Source organism: Psychrobacter sp. JB385 (assembly GCF_900163785.1).
Lineage (GTDB): Bacteria > Pseudomonadota > Gammaproteobacteria > Pseudomonadales > Moraxellaceae > Psychrobacter.
Genome location: NZ_FUKN01000013.1, coordinates 504916 through 523049, shown reverse-complemented (window position 1 = coordinate 523049; position 18134 = coordinate 504916). Strand labels below are relative to the sequence as shown.

Annotated in this window: 15 protein-coding genes; 4 read left to right on the top strand and 11 right to left on the bottom strand. The window is 43.6% G+C overall.

The window, feature by feature from the left end; genetic code table 11:
* Positions 1 to 99 precede the first annotated feature (99 nt).
* On the top strand, positions 100 to 1113 hold the full coding sequence (gene ppk2 / locus CZ794_RS09480) for a polyphosphate kinase 2 (protein WP_256958933.1): 1014 nt from the start codon (positions 100 to 102) through the stop codon (positions 1111 to 1113).
* A 125-nt stretch (positions 1114 to 1238) separates the two neighbouring features.
* Here ppk2 and CZ794_RS09475 read toward each other — a convergent pair whose 3' ends face one another.
* The 10 genes from CZ794_RS09475 to rsmG all read right to left on the bottom strand — a co-directional run bounded on the left by CZ794_RS09475 (position 1239) and on the right by rsmG (position 11189).
* Positions 1239 to 1586: a PilZ domain-containing protein gene (locus CZ794_RS09475; protein WP_087041350.1), complete on the bottom strand. Its 348-nt coding sequence runs from the start codon at positions 1584 to 1586 to the stop codon at positions 1239 to 1241.
* Positions 1587 to 1706: 120 nt separating this feature from the next.
* Complete coding sequence (locus CZ794_RS09470) at positions 1707 to 2834, bottom strand: DNA polymerase III subunit delta' (RefSeq protein ID WP_087041349.1); 1128 nt, start codon at positions 2832 to 2834, stop codon at positions 1707 to 1709.
* 2 nt (positions 2835 to 2836) lie between these two features.
* Positions 2837 to 3652: a 3-deoxy-manno-octulosonate cytidylyltransferase gene (gene kdsB / locus CZ794_RS09465; RefSeq protein ID WP_087041348.1), complete on the bottom strand. Its 816-nt coding sequence runs from the start codon at positions 3650 to 3652 to the stop codon at positions 2837 to 2839.
* A 59-nt stretch (positions 3653 to 3711) separates the two neighbouring features.
* On the bottom strand, positions 3712 to 4839 hold the full coding sequence (gene lpxK, locus CZ794_RS09460; RefSeq protein WP_087041347.1) for a tetraacyldisaccharide 4'-kinase: 1128 nt from the start codon (positions 4837 to 4839) through the stop codon (positions 3712 to 3714).
* 83 nt (positions 4840 to 4922) lie between these two features.
* Positions 4923 to 6707, bottom strand: a complete 1785-nt coding sequence (msbA, locus tag CZ794_RS09455; RefSeq protein WP_087041346.1) for a lipid A export permease/ATP-binding protein MsbA — start codon at positions 6705 to 6707, stop codon at positions 4923 to 4925.
* Positions 6708 to 6804: 97 nt separating this feature from the next.
* Positions 6805 to 7236 (bottom strand): biopolymer transporter ExbD, encoded by a 432-nt coding sequence (locus CZ794_RS09450; RefSeq protein ID WP_087041345.1) that lies wholly within the window; start codon positions 7234 to 7236, stop codon positions 6805 to 6807.
* Positions 7237 to 7341: 105 nt separating this feature from the next.
* A complete protein-coding gene (locus tag CZ794_RS09445; RefSeq protein ID WP_087041344.1) occupies positions 7342 to 8040 on the bottom strand; it encodes a MotA/TolQ/ExbB proton channel family protein in 699 nt (232 codons plus the stop codon).
* Positions 8041 to 8124: 84 nt separating this feature from the next.
* On the bottom strand, positions 8125 to 9273 hold the full coding sequence (locus tag CZ794_RS09440) for a ParB/RepB/Spo0J family partition protein (protein ID WP_087041343.1): 1149 nt from the start codon (positions 9271 to 9273) through the stop codon (positions 8125 to 8127).
* 158 nt (positions 9274 to 9431) lie between these two features.
* Complete coding sequence (locus CZ794_RS09435) at positions 9432 to 10211, bottom strand: ParA family protein (RefSeq protein WP_087041342.1); 780 nt, start codon at positions 10209 to 10211, stop codon at positions 9432 to 9434.
* A gap of 261 nt (positions 10212 to 10472) precedes the next feature.
* A complete protein-coding gene (gene rsmG, locus CZ794_RS09430) occupies positions 10473 to 11189 on the bottom strand; it encodes a 16S rRNA (guanine(527)-N(7))-methyltransferase RsmG (protein ID WP_087041341.1) in 717 nt (238 codons plus the stop codon).
* Positions 11190 to 11621: 432 nt separating this feature from the next.
* Between rsmG and CZ794_RS09425 the strand changes: the two genes are divergently transcribed.
* From CZ794_RS09425 to CZ794_RS09415, 3 genes are all read left to right on the top strand, one after another.
* On the top strand, positions 11622 to 14390 hold the full coding sequence (locus CZ794_RS09425) for an ATP-binding protein (protein WP_306298352.1): 2769 nt from the start codon (positions 11622 to 11624) through the stop codon (positions 14388 to 14390).
* 210 nt (positions 14391 to 14600) lie between these two features.
* Entirely contained in the window at positions 14601 to 15722 is a 1122-nt protein-coding gene (locus CZ794_RS09420) for a YafY family protein (RefSeq protein ID WP_087041340.1), read from the top strand.
* Between the two features lie 82 nt (positions 15723 to 15804).
* On the top strand, positions 15805 to 16452 hold the full coding sequence (locus CZ794_RS09415; RefSeq protein WP_087041339.1) for a TerD family protein: 648 nt from the start codon (positions 15805 to 15807) through the stop codon (positions 16450 to 16452).
* A gap of 103 nt (positions 16453 to 16555) precedes the next feature.
* Here the strand turns inward: CZ794_RS09415 and CZ794_RS09410 are convergent, their stop codons facing one another.
* On the bottom strand, positions 16556 to 17539 hold the full coding sequence (locus tag CZ794_RS09410) for an ion transporter (protein WP_087041338.1): 984 nt from the start codon (positions 17537 to 17539) through the stop codon (positions 16556 to 16558).
* Positions 17540 to 18134: the final 595 nt, after the last annotated feature.

Genomic DNA, 18134 nt, shown 5'->3' with positions numbered 1-18134 from the left:
ATGAGAAAGCAGGGTCAAGTCATAATCTTTATTGTTAAATATGCTAAAGTAAGACGCGCAATTAATAAAAACTATAACAATATTTATCAGGAGCTTTTGATGGGTAATATACCTTCAGCCATTGACCCAAAATTTTTAACACCGCAAGAACGTAATGAGCTTAGCGTGCGTGAGCAAGAAAATTTTGTTGAGCGCATGGATAAAGAAGTCTTTAACGATGAATTGCGTCGTAAGATGCATGAAGATTTGATCGACAATTATGACGAAGAGCTTGAAAACGAGATAGATGATTATATACGTGACTTTCGTTTTGATGGTATTGAAATGAGTGAAAAAGAAAAGCTAAACCGTCGCACGTATTTTCAAGAATTGGTACGGCTACAGCGAGAACTTATCAAGTTACAAGATTGGGTCGTCGATCGCGGTGAGCGTATCGTAGTGATATTTGAAGGTCGAGACTCTGCTGGCAAAGGTGGCGCGATTAAGCGTATTACCCAGCGCCTAAACCCTCGTGTGTGCCGAGTAGCTGCCCTACCTGCCCCTACTGAACGTGAGCAAACCCAATGGTATTTTCAGCGTTATGTGGCACACTTGCCAGCAGCAGGTGAGATTGTTTTATTTGATCGCAGTTGGTACAACCGCGGCGGTGTTGAAAGGGTCATGGGGTTTTGTAGCGATGCTCAATACGAAGAATTTTTTCAGTCCGTACCCGAATTTGAACGTATGCTAGTACGATCAGGCATTCGCTTGGTCAAGTATTGGTTTTCAATCACTGACGATGAGCAACACTCACGCTTTATGAGCCGTATTCATGATCCTCTTAAACAGTGGAAACTCTCACCAATGGACTTGCAATCACGGCGACGTTGGGAAGATTATACCAAAGCAAAAGAAACCATGTTTGAGCGTACTCATATCCCTGAGGCACCATGGTGGGTGGTTGAAGGCAATAACAAGAAGCGCGCTCGGCTAAACTGTATTGCACACTTACTTGAGCAAATCCCCTATAAGGAAGTGCCGCGTGAAGAGATTGAGCTACCTGATCGCAAGCGTGATGATGAGTACTATCGTGAACCGATTCCAGATGATATGTATGTGCCGCCTCGCTACTAACATCTTATGATGCATAAAAAAACAGCCTTATAAAATGGTAAGGCTGTTTTTTTTACGCGTATTCAAAATTTAATATATTTCACAAATACTGTATTTAACAAACAGCGCTCTGTTATCTTTCAACATTACATCGTATAAGTAGATTGCAAGCCTTCTATTTTACCAGCAAGGAGGCGCTCAACTTCATTTTTGATTCGTTGACCTGCGATGTCTGTCCCAATTTGTACGGCAAAACCTGCTGGACGCCCACCTTGTGTTTTAGCATTTACCCAAACCACTTTGCCATTCATAGGCAATCGCTCACTTGAGTTTGGTAGGGTGATGGCAATGAATACTTCATTACCCAGTTTTTGCGGTTGATTAGAAGGCACAAATAATGCCCCGTTACTCACAAAGGATAAGTAGCTGGCATATAACGTTTCAATATTTTCAATATGGCAGGTTAAAATCCCGCCGCGTCCTGGCATTGCCATCGTCAGCTTCCTTTATAAGTTAGATTTTTTATATGACTACTTAGCGACATATTACTTAGTGATACATACAGCATAATAGTAACAAATGCCCAAACTGTCTCTAGTGGCTACCATGCAATTTTATAAATACGCCAATTCTTGCATCAGCTTATCATAGGCAAATTTTTCTTGCACATTTTGTTGTAGTGCAATTTTGGTCTGTTGTAGACTACTGGCAAATGCCTCTAAGCCACTATCCGTTGGTTGATACGACTCTAAAACGTTTGATAGATTGACGTCTTTTTGTAGCTCTTGAAGACCGAGACGGACACGGCGTATATCAAGTAACATCATCTCAGACAATTGCATAAATTCTACAATACTTAACTGATTTTGCCAGTAATCACTCGCCGCCACACTACTGCGCTTACCGCTACGCAATGCTTGCCACGTCGTTAGCCATAAGCTTCGTTTACTGTACCATGGCGCTTGCGCCATGGCTATTGCTGCGAGTGGCGCGCCATTTGCCAGTTGGATAAGTTGTTCAATCGCAGCAGTACTCACAGCCTCACGATTGATAGTATGACCCAATGCATGGGTAACGTAATCGACAGCAACTGTAGTATCAATTGTTTGTAACGGTAACTGCTGGACACGGCTTTTGATAGTGGGCAGTAACTGCGCGGGCGTATCGCTGATCAAAAACAAATGAACCTGCGACTGTGGTTCCTCCAGCGTCTTAAGTAATGCGTTAGCAGCCGCAATGGTCATTTGCTCAGCTTGATCTAACACACAGATACGTATGCCTTGACCCCCTTGATAAATAAAAGGCTGTAAGGCACGAATGTCATCTATTTTAATTTTAAGCGCGCTGTTGGATTGGGATGCTTTTTTGTCTTTTGTTTTGCTATTCGACTTTTCTGTATTATCCGTAGACTCTGTACTACTTGGCATACGAACAATAGGTAATACTTGCAAGCTTGGATGCGTGCCTGATCTGAGCCATTGACAGCTCTCACATTTTGCACAGGCTCCTGCTGGGTGCGTTGCGCGTTCGCGGCACAATAACCAAGCAATCAGTCGCCATACAAAAGCACGTTTACCCATGCCTTGCATTCCTGCGGCAAGTAGCGCATGAGGCAAAGGCTGTTGTGATTGCACTCGCGTTGTCAACTGCGACCACAAAGCCTCTTGCCACGGCAACAACGGCGCAAAATAAATATTCTCTGTGGCATCGACGATGCCTGTGTTTTTCATCAGGTTATTCATGATTATTTTGCAATAGGGTTTTGAAAATCGGCTAAGCTCATCGCATTTAAGCGCGCCAAGTCTTCTTGCGTATCAACACCAGCTGGCAGCTGACATGCTGCTGATGCAATAGCAATGTGCCCACCGTTTTCTAAAATACGTAACTGCTCTAAGCTTTCAAGGCTCTCAAGTGGTGTTTGTGGCCAATGTACAAACTGCTGCAATAGACTGACGCGATAAGCGTATAGACCTAAATGACGATAGGCGTTTTTTGGGGCTTTATGATCGGTTGTGTTAGACAAAACCACATCACGGTCACAAGGAATCGGTGCTCGGCTAAAGTACAGCGCACGCTGACTGTTATTGGACTGCTGACTGACCACTTTTACCACAGATGGGCGATGAAAAGTCTCATAATCCTCTATAGGTTCACATAGGGTTGCCATCACGCTATCGTTGTCGGCGACCAAAAGTGCCTTTACTTGCTCCAGCAACAACGGCGGCACAAGAGGCTCATCACCTTGCATGTTGACCACAATGTCATGATCTGCCCAGCCTTTAATAGCTGCCACTTCTGCTAGGCGATCTGTGCCCGACACATGCTCGCTACTGGTCATGACCACATCAAAGCCCGCTTCTATACACACCTGAGCGATACGCTCATCATCAGTCGCAACACACATATCATCTGCAAAATCTGCCGCTTTTGCCTTTTCGGCGACCCAAAGAATCATTGGCTTACCGTGAATGGTTAATAGTGGCTTACCAGGCAACCTTGTACTTTTAAAACGAGCAGGAATGACAATGTGAGTTTTGGCAGGCGCAGCAGCGAATGACATGGTTTATTCCTATAGAGTTTGTATGGTTTGAAATATCAGCCATTGTTTTTTGTACTATTTTATTCGTTCATATGGCTGTTGGCTTGATCGTTTTGCGTAGTGATACCTAATTGACTCAACTGTTGATTCAGATGCGAGTAACAGTTGTTGGACAATACAGCAGTGACTGGTAATACCCATAAATTATTTGCAAGCTTTTCATAGTCGCCCGTTAACGCTTGCTGTGCCGTATATTCTAATAATAGTGCTCTTATTTTTACTGCATCTTTCGTGGTTACAACAATCGGATAATCACTGTATTCAGCCAGCTCAGCTAAGCTAAAGGCATAATGATCAGGATACGGATGCCCAATGACGTTGTACCCAAGCGAATCTAGCGTATCAAAAAAACGCTGCGGATAACCAATACCGCTGACTGCATGTACTGGACTACCTTTTTCAGGCATATCCCTACTCATTTGACTGTCAAAGGAGGATTGCCATAAGCGCTGCATACTATCCGCTTCTAGATGCATGGTCAGGCGATTGACATGATGCTGGTCATTGTCTGCATTATCATGATTTGATGCATCCATTGCCTTCTCATGATAAATGACATCCGCCTCTTTTAACCGTGATATTGGCTCACGTAAAAACCCAGTGGGTAACAGCTGCTCATTACCAAAACCCCGTGCCGCATCTACGACAATCCATTCTATATCGCGCTGTAGGGCATAATGCTGCAAGCCATCATCCGCAATAATAAACTGTAGATCTGGATAGGCCTTTAATAGCGTAGTAATTGCTTGCTCACGGTTGGGGCATACTGCCATCGCCACCCCTGTCGTATTCACAATCAGACAAGGCTCGTCTCCTACCACACTGGGCAGACTACTCTTACTAACCAATGCTGGCATCTGACTGGTATCCCCGCCATAACCACGACTGATGACACCGACATTAACCCCTTGTTGTTGCAAATAATCGACCAAAGTAATAATCAGCGGCGTCTTGCCACTACCACCCACACTGATATTACCAATCACCATCACAGGAACAGGGGCACGATAACTGGATAAGACGCCGCTCTTGTAAGCCTGCCGACGTATCATTGTAATGAGCCCATACAACCAGCTTAAAGGCAGCAGCAGCCATAACCAAGTGGCCTGACGTTGCCACGCGCGCGTCACCGTCGTCTCAATACTCATTGTTAGCCATTTATCCCATGTTTCTCATTGCTTAAGCGCGAGAATTGTACCTAACTATTGCCTAATCGCATGTCCTGATTGACTTACGTAAAGTCTCGAGCATACATTTGCGCATAATGACCTTGTTTTTGTATCAACTCATCATGTGTACCCAGCTCAATTATTTGACCACCATCCATGACAGCGATACGGTCGGCGGATTCAATCGTCGTCAAACGATGAGCAATCACCAACGTCGTACGGTCTTTCATCACGTTATCTAGTGCTTGTTGAATATAGTATTCTGATTCGTTATCAAGGGCGCTAGTGGCTTCATCTAAAATCAAAATAGGCGCATCTTTTAGCAAAGCACGAGCAATGGATAAGCGTTGACGCTGTCCGCCGGAGAGCTGCAAACCTTCGGCCCCGATTTCGCTTTGATAGCCATTTGGCATTTTTATAATAAAGTCATGAGCAAAGGCATCTTTCGCTGCTTTTTCGACTTCAGCTTGGGTTCTATTGGCTAAACTACCATAAGCGATGTTGTTAAATATGGTGGTATTGAAAAGCACCACTTGCTGATTGACCATCGCAATTTGAGACCGTAAGCTTTCTAAAGTAATATCTTCAATAGGCATACCATCCAAGGTAATCTGCCCTGAAGTCGTCGATAAAGTGCGGGTCAGCAAATTCACCAAAGACGACTTACCAGCGCCACTGCGACCGACCAACGCGACCGTCTCGCCCGCTCGTACATCCAACGTAAAATCACGCAAGGCTACGGTCGAATCTGGATAAACCAAACCAACATTATCTAGACGAATCTGTCCTGATAGTTCAGGACTCAGCACACCAGTATCTTCTTCTTCTGGTTCATCCAATAAAGCAAATATCGACTCACCCGCAGCGATGCCTTTTTGCAGCTTTTGGTTGATATCAGTCAATGACCGTACAGGCTTACTGAGTAATCCTGCAGCGGCAATATAAGAGATAAAAGCACCAGCCGAGATATTGTCTATCACTGCTGGACGCAAGGCAAGCCACACTACAATTGACATGGCGACTGCCATTAATAGTTGCACGGCTGGCGTATTAATACTGTTGGTAACAACGACCTTCATCCCTTGGCGTAGGTTCTTTTTTGAAGTTTTATCAAAACGCTTGGCTTCATAAGCCTGCCCACCATAGTTTTTGACCACTTGGTAGCCGCCGATGACCTCATTAGTGATATGACTCACATCGCCCATCGTCTCTTGAATACCTTTAGACAACTTGAGATATCGTTTGGAAGCCAGACGAATTAGCCACAAGATAGGCGGTAACACGACAAACAAGATCAAGGTCAAACGCCAGTTGCTATAGAGCAAAAATCCAATCAGTCCTACGACTGTCAAACCATCACGTAGCAAGGTTTTCATAGAGTCAGTACTGGCGGCCGTTACCTGCTCAACATCAAAAATCAATTTGGACGAGATGGTGCCAGCTGGATTGGCCAAATAAAATGAGCTTGGCAAGCGTAGCAGCTTATTAAAAACTTCTACTCGTAGCTCATAAACCAAATTACGCGACACCAATGCCGAATAATAGTTACCTAAGAAGCTACCGACACCGCGAACAAAGAACAATGTAATAATCAGTAACGGAAATAAGTCCTGTTGACTTTGATCATTTTGATTAATAGCATCAGTGATATATTGCAACAGCTTGGCAATCCAAATCTCAGTGCCAGCATTAATGGCAAACCCCAAAACTGTGAGCAATAATGCCCACCAGTATGGTTTCAGATAGCGTAAAAGGCGCAATAATGTGGCATACCTAGACACACTTGCTGGTGTTATCTTAGCAGTAGCAGAAGTCTTGGCAGAATCAGATTGGTAGGTTTGGCTCATAAAAGCCTCAATTCGGGTATCATCATATGAATGGACTGTGATTAACACACAGCTTTACAAGGGTATTTATAGAAAAACTGACTATATAATATAGGCCTTATTGCGGCAAAGATTGCCCAAGTGGCACAACGGTACTGATATTAAGATTTAAAAATCCAAGCTTACCAGCGATATCCATTACTCGTACGACTGACTGATGCGTGGCATTGGCATCAGCAGCAATGACAAATAGCATATCACGATTACTGCCTGCTTCTTGTTGTAGCATACTGGTCAATTCCGCTTCATTACTACTAGCCAGCGTAATACCATTGACCAAATAACTGCCGTCTTCTTGTACGGCCACTTCGATACTGTTTTTTTGCTCTGTCAATGCGACACCTTCAGCCTCAGGAAGAATGATATTCAAGCGACTAAAATGATTGAACGATGTTGCCAGTAGTAAAAACACAATTAAAAACAACAAGCAGTCGATCATTGGGGTTAAGTTAATCTCAAGTGGCTCAACCGTCGGTTTTCTAAAGCGCATATCACTCTCTTTAATTCACTCAATAGCACTATGTTCGGTGATGGTTCACATATTTGCTTATGATAAGCTGATATTAAGGAACCACTGTCGTCACTTTATTTTGGTCTAATCTGCTTGAACTGCATTATGCAATTGATCATATGCCCCTGCATACCGATCAGGCTGCTTGACACTTGTCACATAAGTATTCTCAAGCAATTGATAATCATATAGCTCTTGAATCATCAATCCTGCTTGGGTCTCAAATTGCGCGTTGATATCAATAATACGGCGCTGAAAATAACGATAAGCAACCAATGCTGGAATTGCGACAATCATACCCGCTGCTGTAGTAATCAATGCTTGTGACACACCTGCCGCAAGCATCGTCGGATCTTGCATCGCACCATCGGTGATTGCCAAAAATGAAGAGATAATACCCAACACTGTACCCAATAGTCCAAGCAGTGGTGCAATGGCTCCTATGGTACCGAGCATATTGATGTTTTTTTCTAATTGATGAATTTGCACGCTTGCACGATTCTGCATATGCATCGTCATTGACTCTAACCCATACTGGCGATAGAGCAAACCCGTCGCTAGAATATCGCCAAGCGCGGTCTTTTCTTTGACATTCATCAATTGTGTTCGACCAATATCACCGTTTTCACGCAAGCGCGTGATCAGCTGTTCGCGCAGCCTACTGGGTACAATCTTGTTAAACTGTAAAGTATGGCTACGCTCGATGATAATAACCAATGCCAAAATCGAGCACACAACAATAGGGGTCATTAACCAACCACCTGCTTTCACCAACTCCCACATAGTGACTCTCTTCTATTTTTTCTAAAAACAGCGGTTACCAAAATGATTGACATACGAATATGCTGTGCAAGCTTATTTTAACGTTTAAGCCTGCGCCTCTATATGCTTAATGAGCGCTGCCAGCTGATCCTGATTGTGGAAGAAAATCTCAACGCTGCCCTGCCCATCTTTTTTGTGCTTGAGCTTCACTTGAGCGCCTAACATATCTGTGAGTCTTTGCGTCAATTGTTCAGCATCGCGAGATTGGATTTGTTCGGCACGACTGGCTTTCGGAGCAGGCTGTAAAATGGATTTCACCAATTTTTCAGCTTCGCGTACTGTCATTCCACCATCGATAATTTTTTGTGCAATGATTGGCTGCTGTTCCGACGATAAGGCTAACAGTGTACGCGCATGACCCATATCTAAGGTATTGTTCGCCAAATGGTCTTTTACCGTATCATGCAGCTGGTTCAATCGTAGTAAGTTTGACACTGTCGTACGCGCTTTACCTACAACCTCAGCAATCATGGCATGACTCATACCAAACTCAGTATGAAAGCGCTGCAAAGCCGCGGCCTGTTCAATCACAGACAAATCTTCCCGCTGAATATTCTCAATCAGTGCCAGTGCAATAGCCAACTCATCAGATAAAGCACGTTCAATTGCTGGAATTACCGACTTGCCAGCCATTTTCGCGGCACGCCAGCGACGCTCACCAGCGATGATTTCGTGCGTTACGAAGGCTTCGCTCTTATCCTCATTCGCGAGTAGCGGACGAATCACGATAGGCTGCATCACACCATGCTGCTCAATAGACGATGCTAACTCTGCTAGAGCCGTTTCACTCATATCACGGCGCGGTTGATATTTGCCGGCTTGCAAGCGCATCACATCGATTTGTACCAAACTGATTTGGTCTTCTGTAGCGTTAGTCTCCGCCCCATTAGTGCGTAACTTATTGGCGGCCGCTTTGCTCGTTGTACGTGGCAGGCGCGCTTTACGATTGCTGGTATCCATCGTCTCAGAGCTGATGATTTTAGAATCTGTTGGCGTTGCAGACGGTTCGTCGCTAGTCTCAGTGCTATTTACTTTAGCTGATGCAACGGTATCTGGCGTTTCAACTGGCAAAGTATTGTCACGCGCAGCCATATCGTCTTGCAAGGCAGAGGCGGCAATTTGCTTTTCCTTTTTGATTGACCCTAATAAGGCATCCAAGCCTCGATTGGCAGCCAATCCTCTTTTCTTCGCCATGATTACCTATCCTCTAACGCTAAAATAAAAGCCAAATAATGATTCATGCGGCTTACTAAAAATACAATGTTAAGTGTTTTGATGTCTCGCTGGATATGCTCGCTTCTGACTGGTCGGTTTCATTGATGACCAGCAACTTTTGCTTAAGAGCAAAGCAATTAGCGACTTTGTTTCATCACTTCTGCTGCCAATTTTTGGTAAGCACGCGCACCTTTCGACCATCTTTCATACGCAATAACTGGCAAACCGTGTGCTGGCGCTTCTGCCAAGCGAATATTTCTTGGAATATGCGTGTTGTACATGATATCCCCAAAATGTGACTCCAATTCGGCAGACACATCTCGCGCTAATGTATTACGTGCATCGAATAACGTTCTCACAACACCGCGAATATAAAGGTTGGGATTGAGTTCAGTCAAACGCTCGATGGTTTGTGATAAATCCGCGAGACCCTCTAATGCATAATACTCACATTGCATAGGAATGATGACGCCATCCGTCGCGACTAACGCATTAATGGTTAGTAGATTCAAACTGGGCGCACAATCGATGATGACATAATCATAGGCAGGCTTTTTGGCAGTGATTTGATCGTTGACCAAATCAGCCATTGCTGTTTTAAACAGCTCATGACTATCGGTTTTGCTCATCAAAGTGATGTCCATACCAGCCAAATCGCGATTGGCACCAATGACATCAAATCCTGCTGGGCTTGTGACAATGGCATCGGTCAGAGACACGCCATCAAGTAGCACATCGGCTATCGTCAACGCCAACTCATTTTTGTCTACACCAGTGCCACTGGTCGCATTGCCCTGTGGGTCTAAGTCAATCAGTAGTACATGCTTGTGCTTAGCAGCCAAGCTGGCGGTCAAATTTACCGCCGTTGTGGTTTTACCCACGCCGCCTTTTTGATTCGCAATTGCTATGATTTCCATACACTCACTCAATTTTATTAGGGTCTATTACTGTTATTCTTGTTGGTTGTCTATTTGCTATTGTCTGCGCCATGATTGTATCGCTATCATGTCTCAAAGCGCATGCATCATACTTGGATATTGAAGCGACATAAACCATTCATTAGACAAATAGCGCACTTCTTTCAGCGTATTTTCCATACTATGCCATTTAAATACAGGCGTAAACGTTGTTTCACAAAAAAAATTATGGCTGTTTCATGGTCAAAAGCTGTTGGTAGCTTAGACATTTTTGACCGATAATTCAATTAAATGACGGCTATCATGTAAATATGGCACCTGAAGTTTGATGGTTTTAATGTCCCACTCGCTCTCAAGCGCTTGCAACTCTTCATCGCTCGGAACTTTACCTTTCATAGCACACAGATAACCGTTATCTGCCAATCTAGGCTGTGCCACTTCTACAAAATCGATTAAGCTGGCAAATGCTCTGGAAGTGACCACGTCGTAGCTGGCCTCATGAGCTTCAATGCGAGATGCAATTGGCTGCATATTACTCAAACCAAGCTCGCTACTGATTTGTTTGATAAAACGGATTTTTTTCTGATTACTATCAAGCGCGGTACACGGACGCTCTGGCTGACAAATAGCAATAATAACAGCAGGCAAACCGGCACCAGTGCCAATATCGAGTAAAGATCCGGTTGGTAAATGCGTTATAATAGCCAAACAATCAATCACATGCTTGATCAAGGCTTCTTCTGGATCAGTGATTGCGGTCAGATTATACGCTTTATTCCATAATAAGAGCTGGTCTAAGTACAATAATAACGTGCGTTGCTGTGCCTCGCTTAGAGGTAGATTCAGTTTGTCTGCTGCTTGCGACAAGGTCTTGGCAAGTGCTGGCAATTGTGAACCAAGCTTTACAAAGCCAGTCGGATCAATGTGTACATTACCTGTACTAGCAGAAGGCAAAGAAGTTTTAGCGGAAGCTGACATACAACAAGTTATCCAGTTTTGACATGTGAACCGTCTATTTTATCATGCAGCCTGCTCATTGAATAGTTGCAGATTGCGCCAATGTGAGACATCTTATACTATCTTCCCCTACATGAAGTGCGTTATTCTTCTTTAATGACTCTAGATGGCCTATCTCTTGATACTTATTTCTTTCATTTTACTTAACCATTTACTTCATCATGATACAAAACTGCGTTTAATGATTTGTCTCAAGTGCAGCGATATCTTGTAATATGCTTTGATGATGTATCAAAAAACTCATGTAAAAATTAGACTTAGAAAAACACATGCGAACCGAGCTAAGTATTAAAAAATCAATAATGACTCACTTCTTTTAAGATGACTTATCATACGCTTATGACCGAACAACTTTATAACCTTCATTATCAAGTATCAAAAGACACCAATAATATGGCAACATCTCTCTCTGAGTTAAAAGAAACCGAACCAACATCACCAGCTGCGCCGCATCCTGTTTTTACCGAGGTTGAGCAACGCTGCTTGATCGGCACTGAGCAACTCAAGCGTTATAGCGATCCCGATGAGCTGCCGACTGATACACGCACAGCGCCTGATCTAGATGTTGGTTTTGGTCAACAGCGTGCCCTCAAAGCCTTACAAACCGCCTTAGATATCAAAGCCAGTGGCTATCATGTATTTGCAGCTGGAGAAAATGGTTTAGGCAAACGCACGATTATCAGCCGTTTACTCACGCGCATCGCAGCTGATGCACAGACACCAGATGACTGGGTATATATACATAACTTTACCGATCCTCGTACCCCTTTGGCGTTGCGACTGCCAGCAGGTCATGCAGATCTGTTACAGCAGCAAGTCAATCATCTGTGGCAACAAGCCAAAAAACGTTTGAGCCAGCGATTTCGTAGCGATCAGTATCAAAGCAAAATCGAAGCCATCAAAAACAATACGCATCAAAAAGAAAGTCAGGCGTATGAAGTACTAAACGCTGAAGGCAAGCAATATGACTTGGCACTGACGTTTCGATCGTTTGATAATAAAGCTGTTTTTGTGCATCCTAGCCAGCTACAGACTGACAATGAGAACAATGGAAACACCGATCTGCTCGTAAATAACGCTAATAAAAAATTAGAGGTAGAAGGTAACAGCGAAACCTCAGCCAATGATACAGAAAGCAACGGTGCTGAATACAGTAATAGTGACAGTGAATACGAAACTGAGCTTAATAATTTTGTACAAAAGAACCATATGCAAAAAAGGTTCAGTCAGCTGACCATCGCTTTGGAGCAATTGGAAGACGAAGCCAACGATGAGATAGAAGCGCTGCATAGAAACATTGCACAGCGGGCATTACAGCCTTTATTTGCACCTGTTTATGAACAATTTAATACACACCCGCTTGTCGTTGATTATCTCAAAGCGGTGTTTGCAGATATGGTCACTCATGTGGAACGTATCGTCAATGGCGATGATGAAGAATTCGTGACGGCAGTTTTGGCCACCACGCCAAGTCGTTATGCGGTCAATGTGATTGTCAGTCATGTACCTGACAGTGGTGCGCCAGTTATCTTCGAAGACCTACCAACTCATTTAAACTTATTGGGCCATGTTGAGCAAATTACCCAACTGGGCACAGTAACCACTGACGTGAGTATGATTCGAGCAGGCGCGCTACACCGTGCCAATGGCGGTTATTTACTATTAGAGGCGAGTCATTTACTAGAGCACCCTTATGCTTGGCAAGGACTCAAGCGCGCTCTGCAGTCTCGCAAAATCAAGCTCTCAAGCCTTGAGCAAATGCTAACCTTGACAGGCAGCTTATCGTTATCTCCTGCGCCCATTGATCTAGATATTAAGGTTATCTTATTGGGTGAAGCAGATTTGTATTATGAGCTACTGGAGCTGGAGCCTGAATTTGATGCGGTTTTTAAGGTTCGCGCTGACTTTCATGACGACGTCGTTCGTACCAGCGAGCACGAACTGGCACTGGTCGCCAAGATGGCTGACATTATCGACTATGCCAACCTTTATCCTTTCGATCGTCACGCCCAAGCCACTTTGCTTGAGCATTTGAGCTTGCAAGCGGAAGAACAAGACCGCTTGAGCCTACATAGCGACCTTCTAATCAAATTGCTCCATGAGTCAAACCGTCATGCCCGCTTAAATGATGAAAACATCGTTACCGCCACGCATGTTACTCAAGCCATTAGTGATATGGATGAGCGCTCAGGATACTTAAGAGATTTGTATTGGGATGAGCTAAAAAACGGTCAGCAATTGATTCAAACACAAGGTTCTGCTGTCGGACAGGTCAATGCCTTGACGGTGGTTAGCTATGCGGACAGTGAGTTTGGCATGCCAGCACGTCTCACCGCCGTCATTCAGCCAAATATTGGCGCTGGAGAGATTCTAGATATTGAGCGCGATGTGGATTTGGGCGGTAGCTTACATGCCAAAGGCATGCTTATCATGACCAGCTATTTACGAGCGCTGTTTAGTCAGCATCATGCCTTAAACTTTAGTGCGTCACTGGCGTTTGAGCAAAGTTATGCCCACATAGATGGCGATAGTGCCACGGTCAGCGAAGGTTGTGCCCTATTGTCCGCACTAGCCAACGTCCCCATTGACCAATCTTTTGCCATCACAGGCTCCATGAATCAGCTTGGTGAAGTACAAGCCGTGGGCGGTATCAATGCAAAAATTGCAGGATTTTTTGATGCGTGCCGTGAGCAGGAGCTGACAGGACAACAAGGCGTTGTGATTCCTATGGCCAATGTCAAACAACTGATGCTGCGCGACGATATTATTGAAGCCGTCAAAGCAGGCAGTTTTCATATCTATGGCGTCTATACGCTAAGCGAAGCCTTAACACTGATGACAGGTCTTCCTATCGATACCATGAATAAAAAAGGTCGCTACCGCAAAGACACCTTGTTTGGCAAAGTGCTGAATCGTCTGATGCTATGGGATGAGAATCAGAATGAAGAAGAGGATATTGACGATAAGAATTCAAAAAAGAAAGACAAGAAAAAGCGCAAAGCCAAACGTCAAAAAAAAGACGACAAAAAAAGAAAAGATACTGATGACTCTCAGAAAAGTGAGAGCGAAGCGATGGATATAATGAATGATCGCAAAGACGTAACTAATGACGAAAAAAGCAACAATCACCACCAGAATAAAAGACCGCTTAATAGTATTTAGCACAACTCACGGTTGATTGTCATCAAATAACGCTTCACTGTATGCTGTATTGGCTCAGCCTAATTTAGCGGACGTATGCAATATTTAGCAGGCTTACACCTTGATGAACGTCCCTAGACGCTACGATGCTTTTCTGCGATGATAAACAGTTATTAGTGCGCTAAATACATAAAAAACAACTGACTGTAACTTTATAAAGGTTATCTTTTCATGACTGTACCTACTACTGATGCTAACTCTCTTCAAAGACAGACCGATTCTGATGAGCAGACTAACATACCAGTCGCAACGGACAGTCATGTCTTAAACGATACAAGCGATAATCGCCATGGCGCAGCCACAACAGCGAGGCAGTGGCAAGTACTGTCTCAGCTACAGCGCAATCGCTGGGTAGGTACAACTCATATATTTGAGCAACTTATCATGGCAGGTTTTGATATCAGCCTACGTACCGTACAGCGCGATTTAAATGCGCTTGCCAAGCGCTTTCCGATTGAAAAAAACAACGCCAATCCACAAGGTTGGCGCTGGTGCGATGACGCGCCATTACAGAGCTTGCCGCATATGAACTTGTCGCAAGCCGTGGCTTTCAATATGGTGGAAGCCAATCTGACTCAGCTGCTACCCCCTGTTATTTTGGATGAATTGTTTCCTTGGTTTGACTTAGCCAGACGACAACTAAAAAACAGTAAGGTCACGCATTCATGGATAGATAGAGTGCGTATTGAACCCGCAACTCAGCCCTTAATTGCCCCGCATATCAACTTAGAAAGTAAAGACAATATTTATCATGCGTTATTTTATCAATTACAAATCAAAGCCAGCTACACTCGTGGTGATAAATCTCAGGCCAGTGAATATACCCTAAATCCAATTGCTATTATCCAGCGCGGTGTCATTATATATTTGGTCGCCACTCGTATCGACGACACAGAATCCATCATTCGTACCTTTGCTTTGCACCGTTTTGCCAGTGTTGAGATTCTCGACAGCGCCGCAAAAACACCAGAGAATTTTCAGCTTGATACGTATTTGGACGCAGGTGGCATGGGCTTTAGTCACCCGTTATTTAGCGAGCTGCCCAATCGTGGTAAAAACACCGCTATTGAGCTACAATTTACCAAACAAGCCGGTAAAAGTCTTACTGAAAGCAAGCTGAGCGACGATCAAATAGTCATGTCAAACGACGATGACACCTTGACTATCCAAGCCACTGTAAATCTAACGTCACAGCTGGTTTGGTGGTTACGTGGTTTTGGCAGCGGTTTGTTAAATGCCAAACCTGAGCTGCTCTATCGAGCTGTGCTGGATAAGTCTGTAAACAATGAATAACGTCCAACTGTAACCATACTCAAATTTAACTGTATTCACATAGATGCAGGCATTTAAAAACTAAGAATTAAAAAGGAATGTTATGTCGACCACTGCCCCAGCACCATTACTTTCAGAAAGCTTAAAAGGACTGGGCATAGATGCAGGAACGTTGTTTTTTGCGCTAAATTATGACTTTACCAAAATTGAAGCAAAAGGTTTGTTGAAGCGGTTTAAAAAGAACAAAGAAGCAATTGATATCGATTTGGCGTGCGTGTTGTATGACACGCATTGCACCATTCATGATATCGTTTGGTTCAAACAATTGCGCGATAGAGCTGAATCGGTCAAACACCAAGGGGACAGCTTAAATGGTAAAGATCGCGGCGAACAAGCCATGTATCTGGCGCCACTTGACCAAGAGCAAATCAGACTGTCTTTAGAAAAAATCCCACTCAATATCACCCATATTGCTCTGATTGCCAACTCTTATCATGACCACCCGTTTTCTAGAGTAAAAAAAGGTGAGATTCATCTTAGTGATGATGAAGGCAATCGCTGTTTTGAAGTCAATTTAAAGCAGCTTCCTCGTGATTGCACCACGCTTTGGGTAGCCCATTTGCGCCGAGAAATAGAAGATTGGCATTTAACCTTGCATAATTTACCACTCGCTGCCGAAGACATCATAGAGGCCGCGCAAGAAGTGGCTCATGAACTTGCACGCGCGCTCCCTATTCCACAAGGCATATAGAACCTCTCACAGCATATATCCCGTCACTATAAAAAAAGGGCTACGTCATCAAAACGCTGCCCTTTTTTTGGCTTCATACTCGCCGTTTTTACTGTTTTATCTTCTATAATGCCTCACCGCAGTTCGGACAAAAATTCTTCTGTTTGACGTTTACTTCTCTCTCACGGCGCTCAAGTTCTTGCTCACGTAATACTTGTAGCACGATGCTTTGCGCCTGCTCTTTATCCAATCCAAGCTCACGTCGAATCTTGTCTATCATCATCTGATTCTGTATCAAGTCAAAGTCGCTATCAATCAGTTGCTCTCGAAAATGCTGTTCTAGCTCCTCACGACGTTGGGCAAGCTCATTTGCAAGCCCTGTCGCCAAGATACCAGCTGGTAACGCTGCTAAACCGACACCCAGTATCGTGATAACTGCCCCCAGTATCTTACCAGCCGTGGTAATCGGTATGACATCGCCATAACCAACTGTAGTCAATGTGACCACTGCCCACCACATGGCTTTGGGTATCGACTCAAACTCCTGCGGCTGTGCGTGATTTTCAACCAAATAGATACCACTAGACGCGGTGACAATCATAATGATTAAAATAAAAATAACGGCTTGAAAGGAGCCTTTTTCTTTATTAATGACCACCAGTAGAATACGTAAAGAGGCAAAATATCGTGTCAATTTGAGGATACGGAATAGGCGCAAAATACGTAAGAATCGCAGATCGATATTCACAAAGAAGTTCAGAAACGCAGGGGCTATCGCCACCAAGTCTATCAATGCTGAAGGACTTTTTAGCCACTGCCAACGCTGATGCCAAGTCGTGTTTGTTGGCTTTGCTTCAGCCACACTCCACAACCGCAGCAAATACTCGATAGCAAATATCACAATGGAGAAATTCTCAAACCAAGTAAAGTATGCTTGATAACCGTAATACCATTGATCGACAGACTCTGCAATGACCGCTGCTACATTGGTCATGATTAAGAATATTAAAAAATAATCAACGCAGCGGCTAAAGAACGTGTCATGGTCATCGTTCTGCAAGATATTGTAGACAAAAAGACGCAAGCGCCGTATAGATTGGAGTAGCATGACATCCCTAATTGGTAATACGCTGGTCTTATGTCAATACAACATATACCGTCAATATATTCTTTGGGTTTTAGCGTAGTCATCGCTGATGCCAAGCATCTGCTACTACGTTAAAGGACATTAGTAATACATAGCTCTATTCATTTGTGTCAAACGTCATTGATTATACAAAATTTGAATAATAAATATAGGCAGATGTGAATAATATGAATGCAATGAGTAAAATAGCAGACTGTAGCACCTTTTCCTCTACGCGTAATTGCTCGCTTATATCTTGGGCAGGCAGTAAAAATAGATGACATTTAGGACAACACGAATCTACCTGATTCAATGTTTCCATAGAACGTGCTTTTTCACAGCGTAGTGGAGAATTACTACAGTAGCCAAGCATAATATATACGCCTTTTTTATAACATAATTATCAATCCAAAGAGTATTAGGTAAATCTGACTGAATTTAAAATCAGCATTTCAGTTTTGGGGCTTTATATGCAAACAATGACCGTTATACCTTATGGGCTTATGGTGTAATAGAGGCAACTATCCTTGCTCTATGATAACCAATTCTATGAAAACGCCCAATTTTTTTGACTAAA